This is a genomic window from Desulfoluna sp. (assembly GCF_030145185.1).
Classification (GTDB): Bacteria; Desulfobacterota; Desulfobacteria; order Desulfobacterales; family Desulfolunaceae; genus Desulfoluna.
The window spans coordinates 1-16,012 of record NZ_JAQYWB010000100.1 but is presented as its reverse complement, the minus strand read 5'-3'; the positions used below and the strand labels follow the sequence as shown (position 1 = coordinate 16,012).

Below are 16,012 nucleotides of genomic sequence, written 5' to 3'. Positions count from 1 at the left end.
GTTTGACTGCATCGAAACCACAAAGGTGCAGACTGTCATGGGCAACTATCGATGGTCCACCGAATCTGTGGCCAGAGATAGGCTGTTCTTAAAGTACTTGGGAGTGGCAACCGAATAGTGTGCGCTTTATATGACTTTCAGGATTGTATTGTACGAAATAACGCATCCCGTCTGGTCCGAGCGATCACACATGCGCACGGCCGGATAGGCGGCGAGGTCTGCAGGGGTCAAAGACCACCCCAGAAGAAAGGCTGCGATGAGTTGCTTCTCGGCACCGGTGGATCCCCAGTGCTCAAGCATAAGATCCGTTAAAATCATCGAACCCTGGCTGTGGGCCGCCAGAAAAAAAGGACGCCCCTTGTTTTCGTATTTCAAGTAGTGAGTCAGAGCGCGCCAGACATCATCGTGTACGACCGCCTGCAAGGGCGCTGCGTCCTCATCGCTTAAACCTAAGCCGGCGATATTCATCTGGCGGTACATCGGCGCGTAGATATTTGCCTGCCCCTTAAAAACCACGGCCTGAGTATCTATCGTGGCTTGGGCCGCGGCGCGCATATCCGGCCGGGCAGGATCCATAACCCAGTCCGTCTCATTGAACAGAACCGTCGGGTATACAAAAAAAACATCGACCGGTGCCATGGGTGCCGTTGGTTTTGCGAGCCAGGCTTCGGGCAATGCGTAATCCGGGGCATCCGGAAACGTCTCCGGATTCAGCGGAGGCATCGCGATACAGGGGAAGACAAAAATGATCCCGAAAAACGTGATCAGCGATAGAACAAACAGCAAATGACGATATTTCATACATTCTCCTCAGTCTCTGGGGATAGCAAGATCGTAGCCGCCAGCCCCGATCCAGGTAAAAATCATTTAAGCCCGCACCCTACAAAATTTTTTGTCACTATTTCATTGCCCTGAATTGAATGGTTGGCGAAGGTATTTTATCACGTCCCGGTCCAGGGGAAACTGGCCTGGCCATTTTTGAATCTTCGGGTCTTTTTTTGAGAGTTCCTTGGGCGATATAATCACGTTCAGTCCGAAGGGGGTCGGTACCTCACAAGCATTTTCCTCAGCCACGACATGGGTGCCGTCCAATTTTAAGGCCACGGTTCCAGAATTTATGATGAGCTTTCGGTTTGCAAGACGCGTTTTTCGGTCGGGGGAACAAACCGTGCGGCAGAAACCGCATACGGTGTAATAAAACCAGTGGGGATCGAAGACCATCTGTCGATAATTTTCAAAACTGTTCCCTGCGTCTTGCATCTGGGGATCAGCCTTCTGCAGGCTTATGCACAAGGCATCAAGAGCCTCCTTTTCCACGGGCAATGTGTGGTCAAGCTGGTAAGGACTCCAATTGGACCAGGACCGTGAGGTAGACAGCCCATGATATCCGGAGCATCCGATCCAGCAACAGGTATTCGGTCGTTTTTGCGCTATGGTTTCCGTTATACCGGCGACGGTAACCTGCGTGGAAACCTTGGTGGAAATCATTTGCACGGGGCAGACCAGACTGCACATCCTGCACTTATCGCATGGGTGATCTTCATCGGGAATGGTTGGGTCTGCATCCAAAGTAGCTGAGGTCAAGACACTTCCCAACTCGACCAACGCGCCGTATTTCCTGGTTAACAGATTGCCACTCCAGCCCAGGCGTCCAATCCCGGCTGCAAGGGCCGCATAGCGATGAGAAAATTCCGGATGAAACTCGGTCATCTCTGTCACGTCGGCAGCGTTATCTTCGGGTCGATAGTTGTTGTTGAGGTCTACGTTGACAGCTTCGTAGCCTTCAGATCTCAGCTTTTCGACTAGTGCATCGCCAATTCGATAGAGTTTCTGGGCAATCTTTTTCCGGTCGTCGCAATGCGCTCTCCATTCCTTTTTGCTGATAAAATCCCTGGCGATATCCGCATCCAGTGATACCGCATACGAAATGACGGAATTTGCAGAGGGTAAAAGGTAACGAGGGTCAGCGGAGGGCGGCCCATCGGTAAGAATAGCCCTTGATGCGACGCCGACCAAATCTGCACCACAACTTTTCGCAAAGGATTTCAATTTTTTAGTCGCAGATGCCATCAGAGTATCCCTTTTTAATGGTTTACAGGCCACCGCTTAAATGAGGTACTTTTTAAAATGAAGCGAGGAACAAGTGTTGCTTTAAAAAGTCCTTCACACTTTGCAACTATTCAGCTTGTGCCTCCGGCGGCCCTGCCCTTTTGAAAAGTTTAACAAACAGGTCTTAAATACATATTTCAGATTTGCGTCAGACCAACGGGGAATGTGATTTGACCTAACCCGAAGGGTGAGAAAAGCGATCAGAAAACTGTGAATTACATTTTGTATTTTTAAAAAATCTAAATTTCACACAGTAAATATCTGCAATAACATCGTATTGACCTGACACGATCGTTTCCCCATGAAATATCCGGGCTAAGGAATCGGCCTGCGGCTACGCCGTGACATGGGGGCAAAGCGCATTCGCAAACAGCTTTCAAGGTGGCACACCTTGCCGCCGGAGGCTGCTTTTCCTGAGCTGAATAGTTACCACAATTTTATGGTTGGACGAAGCAACCACGCAGCAAAAAGCATTTTTAACTCATGCGTTTGCCTAATACAGGACAATTATAAATAAAGTATACCATGAACCAAAAAGAAGCAAATCGGTTTACCAAACTTTATAGCTCCTGTCTCCTGCCCCTATCGCCTGAGTGTGCCATGTAAAAACACGGATATATTGATAAAGGTTTCGAATGAATTCCAATTAAATAAGGCAGGGTCCTTAACAGGAAAGAGGGCCTCGCAGGTCGATGTGGAGGTGAAACGCATGGTGCCTGTCCCCTCGTTATAATTCCTGGTTGTTCAAAGTAGAGACCATGAGATGGGATATGCAAATCTCCCCAATGACAAGAAATCCAGACAGGATGCTTTGATTGGAGTGGAGTACTCCGGAATCAACGACACGGCACTGACCCTGGAATTTTCAACCCGTCATATACTCGGCTACGACTCAGTTCTTGAGCATGGCCCGGACCGGATTTATCAGGATAAAAAGCAGATTACAGGCCAGATAGAGAGGACCTTCCTAAATGAAACTCTCACGTTTACTGCCTTTCATTCACTCACGATTGACTCGGAGAACGGGGGCTCGGTGTCCAGGGTATCCTGCCGCTTTGAGGTGATCGACGATCTAACCGTTGAGGTGGTAACTGTTCTTTACGATTGCCGTGGCGATGGGGCATTCAGCCCAATCAAAGACAATGATAAAATTCTCACGACAGTAAAATACAGTTTTTAAAGCCTATTATGATGTGAATTAAGCAGGTAAACACCATTTTACCGCAGACAGGCATGGATAGACGCAGTGATCGTTACTGCTTTCATAGCGGGGCCCATGCATAGGCCCATCTTCATTTATTTACCCATAGAATCAGGAGATCGAAAACCATGAAAAAAAGAATGACCCTCCACCCCCTTACCCTCTCTCTACCCTGCTGGTGCTTTGCGCCATCACTCTGTTCAGAACCCAGGCCTCGGCGGGCGTGATGGATGTCATGTTCGGCCGGATCGCCCATGAAGGAAGTGAACTCCACGAACTCGCCTCGCTATCGCTGAATCAAAACGGAGGCGATTCAACCTACTTCACCAATGGAAGTAGGACGAATCCTCGATGTGCGAGCCAAAAGATGCAAAGACGGATGCCTTCGCGCTTCTGTTCAGCGTGTCTATATTCCTGAAAACTACATCGCCGAAGCCCATGATGACACCCGGGCCATCGAAGCCAGGTACAACCTCCTCCACAAGCTGGTAATAAGATACGAATAGTGTAACGCTATTATTGGTTCTTATCACCACAGCAATAATACAATTCTCCTAAAAATCAGACATATAGCCGCAGTATGTATTTTAGCTGCTGACAAAATACTGTAACGCTTATGCTCTGTTTCATGTATTTCCGGTTTTTGGACGTTTTTAATGAGTCGTGTTTCTTGGCAATACGTCAAAAAATCAGAGGGCGGATCACCCCCTGTGGTTACTTCTGTTCTGTTTTTTTCGAGCACTGCGTGTATTTTTTGCTGAGGAAGAAATGGTCGTGCAGGGGTTATCGGGGAGGTAAATCAGTCAGAAATTCCAACGCGAGATTGACGTCAACAAAGCTGTACTTCAACTCTTTTGCTCTGTCCCGGCAATCCGTGCAGATCTCTTTAAATTTTCGCATATCACCCTTCGTGGCTACGTAGATCTGTTCAACGGCCTCAGTTTCGAAGTCCTTGTATTCGATTATAAAATCTTCGACTACGATCGGGTAGAGAACAAGCGTTTTCAGGCGGCTCAGAATGTCAGGATGTTCACTGTTTAGAAAGGTTCTCACCTTTGGCAGCCCGGCAAGGACAACGGGAACGCCTGCGTCGATGATCCGTTTCAGGTAAGGCCATGCCCGGCGGTCCAGGTCGTTGGCCTCGTCTATTATGATAAAAAAGTCCGTCAAGTTGCATATGGTTTTTAAGTATTCCGGCGTGCGCCGGTAGGTGGCCTTCGTGTCGTAGTTCAGGTCTTTGAGGATGGAGGAGAGAATCTCATGGATGTTGAACAGGGATTCCACCCACACGCCGCGGAGTTTTTTGGGCTTCAGTAACTTGAGGAAACGACTTTTCCCTACGCCGTAGTCCCCTTCGATCAGAACGCTCTGGCCTCTATAGATTCGGTTGTAGATTGCGCTGAGATACGAAATTCGGCGCTTGTCACTGATAAAGGCCTCTTTTCGTTTCATATTATTCCTCTCCACAAGAGGCATACGGGGCCACATGTGTGTTGCGCTGCCGTTTTTCGCAGTCAAGAAGAAAGGCGTTAAACATGGCGGTGCCTTTCCTTTCTGGGGGCTGGTTCAGCTTGAGCAGAAATCGCCTGTATCTTCTCCTGTTGCGGCTGTATACCTCTTTGGCAACATCCAATGTCAGTCCATTTTTTTTCTTTTCTATCAAGGGACGTCGCTCAACAACCATCCCCTGTTGCTCAAGGAATGTTTCGATGCGCTCGACTTCACTCGCCTCAATTTTGTTGTCATGTGGATAAACCGGTCGATCAAAAGGCTTTTGGGTAAGAGCCTCTCCAAGCAGAAGGCCGTCGTCCTTGTACTCAAAAATGAACAGCTTATCCTCGCAATGCGAGACATACACTGGGGTGCTTTTGTGTCGGCTGAAATTTTCGGTGCCCTCCGCGACATAATATTTTCTGTTGCCGAACGTGATGGTCCCCCGATCCGACACTGTGGCTTTAATTCGGTGAAAGCCATATTTGGCGAACTCCTTCACGTCCGCGGATGAAAAAACAATGGCGTCAGTTTTTACCAACCATGCTTCCAATTTCTGTTCGGGGATCCACGCCGTCGTCCGGCCGTTTTCCGAAAAGTAGTGTTTCGAACCATTGTGTTCCTTGCGGTAGGTCTCAATGATACCGCTGTTTCTAAACTCTTCGAGCCCCATATCCAGAAGCGTGATGGTAATCTTCTCCCGCTTGCCATTTTTAAAAACATATCCGGGTTCTGTTTTGACAATTCTGTCCTCAAACGCCTTGATGATGCGGATTTCGAAATTGTGCAGGCTTCGATGAGATGATTCCAGATGGACCTTGTCCTTGGGAGCGCGGATCCTCGAGAAGTCCGGTTCCATATAAAATCCGCCCGGCAACGAGTGCTTCAGGTTCAGGGCGTTGATAGAGCGTTTCAGATTGAGGAACCCCTTGGCGTTGTCCGGCCGGATCCTGATCTTTTTTTCAGGAAAGGGGGTGCTCAGCAGAAATCGGGTGAAAAGTTCCACAGCATTTTGGCTACTTTCGGAAAAATAGAAGTCCAGAACGCACATGTACCGTGAACCGGTATCGTAGAACTCGATGACCTGAGGCTTTCTCCATCCCCCGCTTTTGTCTCTGATTTTCAAGTACCTGAAGGCGCACCCATCCACTTGGATCAAGTCGAACACGGGCTCTGCGTTGAAGCAGTGCATCGGGAGCCCCTTTTCTTCATCAAAATCGGGCTTTTCCAAATATTGCTTTAACTTTTCTGCTTGAACACAACGCCTTAAGGCCGAAAGGGAGATGGAGTGATTGAACTCCTCCTCAAGCCACAGGTGATAATTTTTGACGGTTCGCGCCTTGCAGGTGATAAAGATAAAACCTTCTCCCGCCGGGTCGGCCGAGGCTTTCACCATTTCGATGAACCGTTCTCTGACTTTGGGGCCGAGTGCTCTCGGGCGTCCGCTGCATTTTCGGCCTTCCAGGATTCCTTTGCCCGCGAGAAGGAGGGGCATCGGTATCAAGCCGGTTTTCCTGTACTGGTCCAGATAGTATTTTTTCGCCCGTCGCTTAGCAGATCCGGTCTTGTTCATAATTTTTTTATTCAATAAAATCAGGAATTGATCGTCCAGTGGCAAACTGGAGATCCCCGGTAATTGGTTCTCGTGTTTCATCACACCTCCCCCCGATCCGGCGCGTCAAATACTATCTTTTCCTTCATCACCCTGTTCCAAAACAATGCTGCCTCCCGGGAGGTCGCTTGCCAACCGTCATTTTGTGCGCTGCGGATCTGTTCGAGCATCGATAGGGCAGTTATCTTATAGGCATCGCTGATGATCCCCGTTCGGTCGACTTTTTTACCGGGGGTGTCGGCGGTTCGGGACGCAATGAATTTTCGAAGGTTGAAGGCAGACAGTTCCATGTCCGTCTTCAAAAAATCGCCCCAGGTTTTTCGTTGAGCAGCAGGATCCAGGGGGGCCAGCGATCGGAGCTGGGCCTCGTTTTCAGGCAAAATGTCCCCAATTGGGGAAAGATTATCGACGATGCGACACGCCTCAATGAGCCGGTAGGCCTGTGATTTGCCGATTTCCCACCTGGCCCTCGTGTATGTTTCAAACGTCTGGAACAACAGAACCCGGTACAGACGATCATCCCGGATTTCCCTGAGGGCTATGCCTATTGCATAAAAACTGCGACGGTTTTTGTGAATATCCCCCTCCAGATCGGTCAGCCGTTTTTTTTGCGTCATGATTTCCCTCCAGAGGCAGAGGCGCCGATGCCGTTGACTATCTCTTTCAAGGCGCGCCGCCTCTCGTCGCAACGGACCGGAGAAATAGGTGGCAATTGTTTCAGCCACGTAACGCTTTCAATGAATCCGAACCCCTTTGCAACCATCACAAGGTCGATGGGGTTGAAGTTCTTTCCACAGCGGAAGCATCTCGCCAGGTTGGTGCGGTTGTTGGTGGCGGTCTGGAATTCTTTGCATACTGGACAAAGGAATCGAAATAGGCCGTCACTGTATTTCACTGGGATATTCAATACGTTTGCGATCAAAGCGTCGACGGGGACATTATTTCTCAGATGAAACAACTCCTGGGCGGAAAATCGTCGATTCATGGGGCACCTCACAGTTACAGATTGAAAAGCGCTGACCGGCACTGGCCGGATACGTGGACAAGGGTCACCTTGCCCTGAAATCGTATATTAGGACCCAAATGCTGTCCATTGCCTCTTGAAAACTCAAAACGAGTAGTCCGTTGACATCAGCATTGATTACAAGGGCTTAAGCTTGCCATGGCTCTTGAAATCTCTTTTCAATTAGTCCATCTATATCATCAATATAAACAGCTCTTTAAAGCGTTGATGTCTCTTGAAAACCATAATTGGATAGTCCGATATGTTTGTGCATTTCTCGCCCCCTGGAATCAAATGTAATCGGTTGGATTACGGCGTATGCGTGCCAAGAGCTGTTCGGCAAAATAGTCCAAGATAATCAAATTTGTTGTTCCGATTTCGAGCTGGACTATGTCGCGGGGTAAAATCGGGCGGATCCGGCACCTTGGTATGGAACCCATGCGAACGACCGGCGGCGAAAAATCCTTTTCAGGCGGTGGTTTTCTGATTTTTTCCAGTTTTTTGTGCAGATAGTTACTTTTGGAACTCTCTTTGTTCTTTTCGTTCCATTGTGCGCATTGCCTTCGATGATGTTCACTCCGGCATTCGGGATTGTCACAGGTCCTTTGGCGTTTTTTTTGTCGGACATCGGGCAGGAACCATTTGCGACAAATACAGCAAGGACGTTTTCGCGAGGGGACTTTTGGCATTGTATTTTCTCCGCTGTAAAGTAACGGAAACAAAAATACAATGTTCTGCAAGACGTTGAAAGATATATAAAATGAAGTTTTTACGCGGCTGGGTCTGCGGGGTATTAAAAAAAGGGGGGGGGCGGGGTAAGGCGGGAAAAAACCGTTACACTATTTCGTCACTGAAATGGGGGTTAAGCGTTACACTATTCGTATCTTATTAAGCTGGCACAAAAAGGCCAAAAAATCGGAGCGTATACCCTGGTCCCTGAATCAGAGGGAGCCGAGGCATTCAGCTACGGCGTGTCCATCGCCTTGGCCCTGGATTCCGAATAGCTCCTCTCGCTTAAAGACAAAAGGAGGCAGGCACCTTACTCTCCATGGTGCCTGCCTCCTTCTCAAGAACACGACAGCCTCCGGCGGCAAGGTGACGCCACCTTGAAAGCGGGTTTGCGAATGCGCACTGGGAGTCGTCACTCCGGGCTGAAATGCGTTCGCATTCGCGTGAAGTGCGAGGAAACGCAAAGTGTTTCACAAATGCATGAGCTGCAGGTGTTCAGAATTCAACTCAGCCGTTGACTTTAACCGGAACAACTCCGGCGGCAAGGTGAGCCACCTTGACAGCGGGTTTAATTCAAGCCGCCTTATTCAATAAGGGGTATGGGAATTTTTTTACCACCGGGCGTCAACTTCGTACGATAATCGTGAAGGTATCGATTCTCATCGCGAGCCCAATAGAGTGATTTGATATCGACCGCTCGTAACAATACCTCCTCCCTGGAATCAGACGCCTCGGAGAGAATATCACCCATGGGTCCAACGAGTTTGCTTTTCCCGCAACTATTATTTCCAACCGTATTGACCCCCAAAATAAAAATAGTGTTATCAAGAGCACGGGCTGGCAGTTGAATATCCCATCGCCTGGAAGCCGCCACACTCCAGACAGAAGGACAGACAATCAGCTCTGCCCCTTCTAAAGCCATCAGCCTTGAGGGTTCCGGGAATTCCATTTCATAACAGATTAAAACACCAATTTTCGCATGCAGGGTTTGAAAAATAGGATACTTGATTTCCCCCATCTCAAAAATTTCATTTTCTCGACCCCATAAAAGGCTCTTGCGAACAATACCCAATAACTCCCCTTTTTGATCAATAATCGTAGCCGAAATATACAGACGCCCCTCACTGTCCTTTTCCGCAAAAGAACTTATAATGATTGAATTTGACTTCAAGGCTTCTTCTCTAAGGGTGTTAATGGTCGGTCCTTCCTGCGTTTCGGATAATTGTTCAAAAGCCTGTTTTGATAAGTAATATCCAGTGGTCCAGAGTTCAGGAAAAACGATTAAGTCAGCGTCATTGGAGACTTGCTGCATCAATTCAATGCCTCGTTTCAAGTTGGCCTGAACGTCTCCTAAAACGGGTGTAATCTGTATGGCTGCAACCTGGAAAATAGACATTCTCCTTGTTATTCTAAATTATTAAGAACAAATCGAATTATTAGCCCGGATACTTCACGAAGGGTGAGAAAATCGAACAGAAAACCCAGAATGACCCGTAACTATTCAGCCCATGCCATCCAATCGCCACACACCGATGCGGCAGGGTCGATGAAGACGGAAACCGTATAAAGGGTCTGTCCATTGGTAACCGTGTGGAGGTGAAATGTCGGGTGCGCCGTGAGCACCGCTTAACGTCCAATAATTCTGTAACGCCGCATTTTATAATAAATGTTGAGATGGGGGCGGCGGTTTGCGTGACGTTGAACTACGGGCTGGAACGATTTTACGAAGCTTTTTTCAAAAAGAGACCCTCCGGAGACAGGATAAAGCTGAATAGATATAGTTTTTCAAACGCTTAGGCTCCAAGAAGACCGCCGGAGGCACTATCTGAATAGTTACCTCTGCTTTACAGCTTAGAGAGAGTTTTGCGCGCTTTTTCTGCGTCACTGAAGTCGGGTGACAAGGCCAGGGCCTTACCGATAAACTGGCGAGCAGCGCCCGTGTCGGCGAGTGCATAGTGCGTCATTCCCAAATGATAAAGAATGGTAGGGTTCTGAGGGTTAATCTCCTTGGCTTGCGTCAGGTATTCAAGGGCTTTGTCGTACCTTTTCCGCTGAAAATAAATCCACCCGTATGTATCTAAAACACTGGCGTTGTTGGGTTGAAGTTGGTTGCTCTTAGCGACGAGTTCAAGGGCCTTATCAAGCTTGACAGCACGTTGTGCGTACAGCCAGGCGAGTTGGTTGTATCCGATAAAAAGGTCCGGTGATACGGATATGATGGTGTTGTATACCTCTTCCGCATCTTCGTACGCCTGCTGGCTTTCGTAGAGAAGCCCCAGTTTTATGAGGAGACCCGTGTCCTTTTTAATTTCCCGAGCCCGATCATAGTAGCCAACCGCCTCCTGCGGATTTTCAAGGGTATGATAAAGGTCTCCAAGTGAATAAAGACCGCTGAAAAATTGGGGTGCATGGGTGAGGCTCGATTTAAAGTATGTGACCGCCGCCTCCTTTTGCCCCAGCCTCGAAAGGAGCTGACCCTGTAAATAGTTCGCGAGAATCGACTCAGGACAGAGGAGGGTTAGTTTATCTGTCATCTGCAGCGCTGTTTGGTTCATCCCCATCTGCTGGCAGAGCACGCTTAAGCCCATATGTTTGTATTGTTCAGGGCAGCCATCTTGGGCGAGGGTTCTTACGCTCAGTCCCGTGAACTCGAATCCACCGATCATCCCCTGCGTATTTTCAAAAAGCATCAGGGCCCCTGCCCAGTCGGCCTGGGATGCATGAAGGGTCCCTGCGATAAAATGAATGAGAGGCGATGGCAAAGTGGGGTCCTCAATCGCCAGGATGTCTTCCGTGGAGACTGCGTTTCCCAGGGAAATTTCCAAGGCTTTAGAGGTGATCTGCGCGCCCTTATGCTCCGGGTTGGTCGTAAGAAGCGATGTCATGGTGCGCAGGGCTTCTGCACGGTCTCCCGTCGCGATCTGGCAATACCCCGTGAGGTATTCTTTTTGAACCCATCCCACTGGAACATTATTAAGATGGCGTCGCGCGGCCTTTATCTCCCCCTTGAGTAACGCGGCCTGTCCCATGAACAGGGCCGCTTCTGGGACACCGTTTTTTTTGAGAAGCCCTGCTGTCTCATAGGCTCCATCCAGTGATCCGGTGTTGAGCTGGAGCTTGTACAGGGTCTTCAGCGAAGGCACATCGCCTTTCTTAAGAGCAATACAGGCTTTCAGCGTGCGAATGGCTTTTCTGTTGTCCCCCAGAGCCTCCTGAGCACTGGCCAGCCCATAGAGAGCACTGTGGGATTGTGGATTCAACGTCACGGCTTTTTCAAAGTGCGCTGCGGCCTGTTGAAAATCGTTCAGGACAAAGGCCACGGCTCCCAGGTTTCCGTAGCCTGGCTGAAAGCCTGGAGCCAGGGTGATGACCTGGGTAAATTCGTCGGCGGCTTTTTTGTATTCGTGACGATCAAAATAAATGCGCCCCAGTATGTTATGAGGATAGGGGTGAAGCGGGGACTTTTTGGCGGCATTAAGGCACAGTGCCTCAGCTTCTTCGAGGCGGCCTTGACGGTGACGCAACATCGCCTCAGCACAAAGAGCATAAAGCGATGGGGTAGAGGGTGCGAGTTGAGTTAAAATTTGCCGTGCCATGCCCAACTCCCCTCGGGTGATATGGTTCATGGCGGATATGGCAAGGGGAAACTCCGCTTCAGGGGTCTTCACAAGGAGATCTTTTGCGATCCGTGCCGCAACTGAGAGGTTCCCTCTCATCAGTTCGTCTTCCATGGCTCGGGTCATGAGTGCTGGATCTTTTTGGGCCATGTCATCGAGTTGAACGGGGAGCCCGGTCGTATCAAAGGTTGTCAGCGCAGTGGCATAAACCAGGGGCACTTGCAACAGGGCGATCTTGAAAAAGGTAAGGCAGAGAAGAATATGAGACCAGTGATTGGACACGGGATGAGTCTTCAAGGCAACCCCCTTTGTAAGTGATGTAAAGATACCATAACCCGGATATTTAATGAAAAAACGACCAGGCCAAGCCAATAAGATGTCATTACAGATGGTTGCATATGGAAATTCAGGTATTTTGAAAATGCAAAATGTAATTCACCGTTTTATGCTCGCTTTTCTCACCCTTCGGGTTAAGCAACGTGCGAGTAAAGACAGTGACAAAACCTGCAAATGACGCTCCATTTATAAGTATGCATGATTTCAGCAAATAAAGGCAAGCCCTTTTCATGGACTTGCCTTGGTTTGGATGTTTTTTAAATCGTATTTACGGCAATGATTCAGACGACTACTTGCAGCGTCGCTGATTGATTACCACCCATTACCTTTTTTTCGTTTTACGACGAATCCCGGCAATGCCAAGGAGTCCGGTACCCAAGAGAAAAAGGGTGGCAGGCTCAGGAACGGGAGCTGGACCGCTTTCCGTGCCGATCAGATTCAATTCAGCAGTTGCATAGGTCCCGTCTGTGCCCCAGGCTTGTGCGATAAAGGTGTTGGTCCCCAGGGAAATAACCTGATCGGGAAGGATGAAATTCCCCAAGGCATCTGTGGCGATATCGTAGATCCACGTCCCGTCTGCAAGCTGAATATCCACATGATCAAGTCCCACAAGGCCGCCTCCGGCGCTGAATATTTCCACGAGTTCATCAAGGCTTGAGGCGTTAGTGTAAACGCCGCCCCCTGCAGTGGCAATACTATCCATCAACGTTGTGTTATGTCCGGGGACGCCGACGGTGTGGACGGTAATGCCCGCCGCTTGTGCGGCGACAGCTTGTTCAATCGCATAAGGCGGGTAGGACGAACCGTCGGAAAGAACGACCTGCATCTTCTGGTGGGTTGCGATGGCTCGGCTACTGGTCAGCTCCGCTGTTGCTGCGGCGATGCCACGGTCAATGGCCGTTCCACCACCGGCCGAGAGACCGCTGATCGAGGCAAGAAGGCTCGCCTTGTTGGAGGTAAGATCCTGGAGCATTTCAACGGTGTTTGCATAACTATTAAATGTCACGATCCCCACCTGAGTCGTGTGATCCGGCAGGCTGTTAATCAGGACTGAGGCGGCCGTTTTGGCTGCGGCTATTCTACTGCCGCGCATACTTCCAGAGACATCGATGACGAGCATCAGATCCAGCCCCGTGCAGTTGGGGCAGCTGGTGCCAGCCACACCGGTGATGGCCCCGTCAGGCTGACCACTGCCTAAAATCGTTCCCGACAGATAAGAACTCCCGTCAGGTGGGGTGACCCAGGAAACCGAGGTGTCGGCCATGGCATTGCCGAGCATGAAGCAAAGACATAAAAAGAGGGTTAAAATAATTTTTCGAAACATGAAAATACCTCCAAAGATTTAGGTGAATAGTCACCACGTATTAACCCGGGTGGTTCATGGACCAGGTTCAGGGGGAGGATTATTTAAGGATCTCAGTTGATGTCAGGATCTGCGAATTCTTTTGTCCGCAGTCGGATTAATTACGCGGGGTTATGACGAACGCATCATCCGTCGTTCGGCTCCAATGAAAACTGGATAATAAATAATTACAGCGATGCCTATGGATGGGTATACAGAGTGCAGGATGCAGGTGACAGAAGAGAAAAGAAAAGGGCCTCGCGCAGAACGAAATTCATGATCAGAATGAAATGATGAAGAGTAAATTTTTTATTGTTGTAGAATTGAACGCAATTAACATACCAATCCCAAATTTTAAATAGCGGAGTGAAATAAATCCTCTATTAATCGAGAACGCGCCTCGGGCATGTATTTATTACGGGTGTTGAAACATGGCAAAATTGTGAAACATATTCCCTTTTTTAAAATACAATTGTGACATTTAATACACAATATCGGCTTTGATCAACGCAGACGCCAATGACTAAAGAAAAAACCTGCACGCACCTTAACCCGGATATTTCACGAGTTGGGTGCGCTCATATGCAAGGCATCAGAGCCGCAGATGTAGCGGTTTACCTCAAAGCTCTGATAACGCAGAAGATGGGTGCACTCGGCTCACCCGAAGGGTGAGAAAAGCGAGTAGAAAACGGTGAATTACATTTTGTATTTTTGAAATGTCTATATCTTTCGTGGTAACACGCTGTAATAACGTATTAATGTTTTGGCATGGTCGTTTTCTCATGAAATATCCGGGCTAAGAGGTGGGTTTCTGCAAGCGAGTGCTCAAGTGCTCGACAGCCTTTTCAAGTTGCGCGTCCTGTCCGGAGCAGTACGGGACATCAAACGGAACCTCGATATCCGGCTTCACCCCAACCCCTTCCAGGTTGACCCCGTCAATCCGGCACCCTTGTACGGCAAGAAAAAGCAGGTCCTTGTTGGACAGCGGGAACAACCGGCCGCCCAAACTCATGCCCGGTGTTCGCTCTCCGATGACGGTAGCAAGGCCATATTTTTGGGCACCGAAAGCCAGCAACTCCTTGCCGCTCCGGGTAAAACCATTGACGAGGTAAACCGCAGGTTTCCGCCACTGGGAATCAACCCTGTTTCTGTTGCCCTCCCTGTCGATCATCTCTAAAACCGGAATGTTTTGGTTGAAAATGTTGAGATAATACGGCCAGGCCCCCCCGAGGCCATAACGCAGATCGATGATCAAGGCATCGGCATCTTTCAGTTGTCCCCAGACCAGGGAATTGATCAACTCCCTGTGGTACCCTTCCCCGGCATACGAATACATGTGAACATAGCCAATGCGCCGACCCGCCTTTTCAATCACGCGAGTGCTGGATTTTTGCGCCTCCAGCATCTCCTCTTTGGGGTTCACGAGTACCGGCTTCATCATGACCTGAAAAGGGGCGGACTCGCCCTCTCTCCTGACCTCAAACACGGCATCGGTCCCCACAAGGGGCCTGAGGGCGGCAACTGGGGTATAGGGGCCTCCATTTACGGAAAATATCTCATCGCCTTTCAGGATCCCGGCTTTCTCGGCGGCGCCTCCGGCAAGGACAGACACGACATGCACCCGATCCTTGACCCGCTCTGTAAAAATCCCGACCGTCGGATACAAAACGCCTTTGTCGGAAAACAGGGCACCGATCTCAGGCATCTTGGAAAAAACGGCGGCCAAATAATAATATTCCATATCCTCTGGGGTTAAATAATAGGTATGTGAAGCGCCGAGTTCACCGAGCATTGCGTTGACAAGGGAAGAGAAGGTCTGGGGGGAATCGGTACGCGAAAGCTTCGCTCGATACCGAGCCCTGATGGCCGGAAAGGACCGCTTTATTTGGGCGGGATCATAAAAATGCGCTTCGACGAGGCCGGTTATCTCCGCGAAGAGATCACTCGGCAAGAGGGGGGCCGCGGCTGAAGCTGTCCGGACTCCTGGATAAAAAAGAGAAAACAACACGGCGAAGGCGAGCACAAGGTGTCGATGGATCCGTCTATTTGTCATGGTGCCTCTGCAAAAATCCTGTTGGGGTTTGCGGCCAATCAGGCTTCGATGCCCACCACCTCAGATGGAGGGCGGGTCGTCATTTAAGCCCATAATGACCGATGATGTGCCCCTTTCTAACCGACCGCCCGAAACCCGAAGGGCCTTTAACCCGGGGATTTCACGGAGGGTGAGAAAATCGGGCAGACAACCGTGAATTACACTTTGTATTTTCATAAGCGACTGAATTTACAACAATAACCCGTTACAAGAACAGCCCACTGATTTGAGTCGATCGTTTTCTCATGAAATATCCGGGGTAACCCAGCGCCAATTCCCGCAGTTATTTATATAAAAGGCCAAATCAACGTCTGATCTGAAAAAAATACCCATTTTGGCCTTGATCATCGTTTCGGCCACCTTCGTGTTCTCATCACTCTTTCTCGCTCCCAGGCTCTGCCTGGGAGTGTCGGGTGCAAGGCTCCGCCTTGCCGGTACGAAAAGTCGTAATGCTGGCGTGAAACTCACAGATTGCTGGGC

Annotated in this window: 13 protein-coding genes; 2 read left to right on the top strand and 11 right to left on the bottom strand. The window is 49.4% G+C overall.

All coding sequences use genetic code 11. The features are described from left to right. Nucleotides 1-126: 126 nt before the first annotated feature. Complete coding sequence (locus tag Q1Q75_RS20810; RefSeq protein ID WP_300674818.1) at nt 127-801, bottom strand: DUF3089 domain-containing protein; 675 nt, start codon at nt 799-801, stop codon at nt 127-129. 102 nt (nt 802-903) lie between these two features. Beyond that, entirely contained in the window at nt 904-2,070 is a 1,167-nt protein-coding gene (locus Q1Q75_RS20805) for a hypothetical protein (RefSeq protein WP_300674815.1), read from the bottom strand. 802 nt (nt 2,071-2,872) lie between these two features. Here Q1Q75_RS20805 and Q1Q75_RS20800 point away from each other — a divergent pair. Together Q1Q75_RS20800 and Q1Q75_RS20795 are read left to right on the top strand one after the other, a co-directional pair. Further along, the gene (locus Q1Q75_RS20800) at nt 2,873-3,289 is read left to right on the top strand and encodes a hypothetical protein (RefSeq protein WP_300674812.1); all 417 of its coding nucleotides are present in this window, start codon (nt 2,873-2,875) and stop codon (nt 3,287-3,289) included. A 374-nt stretch (nt 3,290-3,663) separates the two neighbouring features. Next, nucleotides 3,664-3,816, top strand: a complete 153-nt coding sequence (locus Q1Q75_RS20795) for a hypothetical protein (protein ID WP_300674811.1) — start codon at nt 3,664-3,666, stop codon at nt 3,814-3,816. A 277-nt stretch (nt 3,817-4,093) separates the two neighbouring features. Here the strand turns inward: Q1Q75_RS20795 and Q1Q75_RS20790 are convergent, their stop codons facing one another. The 9 genes from Q1Q75_RS20790 to Q1Q75_RS20750 all read right to left on the bottom strand — a co-directional run. Next, nucleotides 4,094-4,762: an AAA family ATPase gene (locus Q1Q75_RS20790; protein ID WP_300674809.1), complete on the bottom strand. Its 669-nt coding sequence runs from the start codon at nt 4,760-4,762 to the stop codon at nt 4,094-4,096. Between the two features lies 1 nt (nt 4,763). After that, entirely contained in the window at nt 4,764-6,455 is a 1,692-nt protein-coding gene (locus tag Q1Q75_RS20785; RefSeq protein ID WP_300674806.1) for an integrase, read from the bottom strand. After that, nucleotides 6,455-7,030 (bottom strand): DNA methylase, encoded by a 576-nt coding sequence (locus tag Q1Q75_RS20780; RefSeq protein WP_300674803.1) that lies wholly within the window; start codon nt 7,028-7,030, stop codon nt 6,455-6,457. The genes Q1Q75_RS20785 and Q1Q75_RS20780 overlap by 1 nt, the downstream gene beginning before the upstream one ends. After that, nucleotides 7,027-7,398: a hypothetical protein gene (locus Q1Q75_RS20775; RefSeq protein WP_300674800.1), complete on the bottom strand. Its 372-nt coding sequence runs from the start codon at nt 7,396-7,398 to the stop codon at nt 7,027-7,029. Before Q1Q75_RS20775 ends, Q1Q75_RS20780 begins: the two co-directional genes overlap by 4 nt. A gap of 1,330 nt (nt 7,399-8,728) precedes the next feature. Beyond that, nucleotides 8,729-9,541 (bottom strand): nitrilase-related carbon-nitrogen hydrolase, encoded by an 813-nt coding sequence (locus Q1Q75_RS20770; protein WP_300674797.1) that lies wholly within the window; start codon nt 9,539-9,541, stop codon nt 8,729-8,731. A 448-nt stretch (nt 9,542-9,989) separates the two neighbouring features. Further along, complete coding sequence (locus Q1Q75_RS20765) at nt 9,990-12,059, bottom strand: tetratricopeptide repeat protein (protein ID WP_300674794.1); 2,070 nt, start codon at nt 12,057-12,059, stop codon at nt 9,990-9,992. Between the two features lie 361 nt (nt 12,060-12,420). Then, on the bottom strand, nt 12,421-13,422 hold the full coding sequence (locus Q1Q75_RS20760; protein WP_300674791.1) for a VWA domain-containing protein: 1,002 nt from the start codon (nt 13,420-13,422) through the stop codon (nt 12,421-12,423). A gap of 814 nt (nt 13,423-14,236) precedes the next feature. Further along, entirely contained in the window at nt 14,237-15,493 is a 1,257-nt protein-coding gene (locus Q1Q75_RS20755; RefSeq protein WP_300674789.1) for a S41 family peptidase, read from the bottom strand. A gap of 282 nt (nt 15,494-15,775) precedes the next feature. Beyond that, nucleotides 15,776-16,012 (bottom strand): hypothetical protein (locus Q1Q75_RS20750; protein ID WP_300674786.1); only part of this gene is annotated, 237 nt, incomplete at its 5' end.

Excerpts from the sequence above, each read along its gene's own strand:
- Q1Q75_RS20805 (WP_300674815.1), bottom strand. The coding sequence starts at position 2,070 with ATGGCATCTGCGACTAAAAAATTGAAATCCTTTGCGAAAAGTTGTGGT.
- Q1Q75_RS20790 (WP_300674809.1), bottom strand. The coding sequence starts at position 4,762 with ATGAAACGAAAAGAGGCCTTTATCAGTGACAAGCGCCGAATTTCGTAT.
- Q1Q75_RS20810 (WP_300674818.1), bottom strand. The coding sequence starts at position 801 with ATGAAATATCGTCATTTGCTGTTTGTTCTATCGCTGATCACGTTTTTC.
- Q1Q75_RS20755 (WP_300674789.1), bottom strand. The coding sequence starts at position 15,493 with ATGACAAATAGACGGATCCATCGACACCTTGTGCTCGCCTTCGCCGTG.
- Q1Q75_RS20780 (WP_300674803.1), bottom strand. The coding sequence starts at position 7,030 with ATGACGCAAAAAAAACGGCTGACCGATCTGGAGGGGGATATTCACAAA.
- Q1Q75_RS20800 (WP_300674812.1), top strand. The coding sequence starts at position 2,873 with ATGGGATATGCAAATCTCCCCAATGACAAGAAATCCAGACAGGATGCT.
- Q1Q75_RS20785 (WP_300674806.1), bottom strand. The coding sequence starts at position 6,455 with ATGAAACACGAGAACCAATTACCGGGGATCTCCAGTTTGCCACTGGAC.
- Q1Q75_RS20775 (WP_300674800.1), bottom strand. The coding sequence starts at position 7,398 with ATGAATCGACGATTTTCCGCCCAGGAGTTGTTTCATCTGAGAAATAAT.
- Q1Q75_RS20760 (WP_300674791.1), bottom strand. The coding sequence starts at position 13,422 with ATGTTTCGAAAAATTATTTTAACCCTCTTTTTATGTCTTTGCTTCATG.
- Q1Q75_RS20770 (WP_300674797.1), bottom strand. The coding sequence starts at position 9,541 with ATGTCTATTTTCCAGGTTGCAGCCATACAGATTACACCCGTTTTAGGA.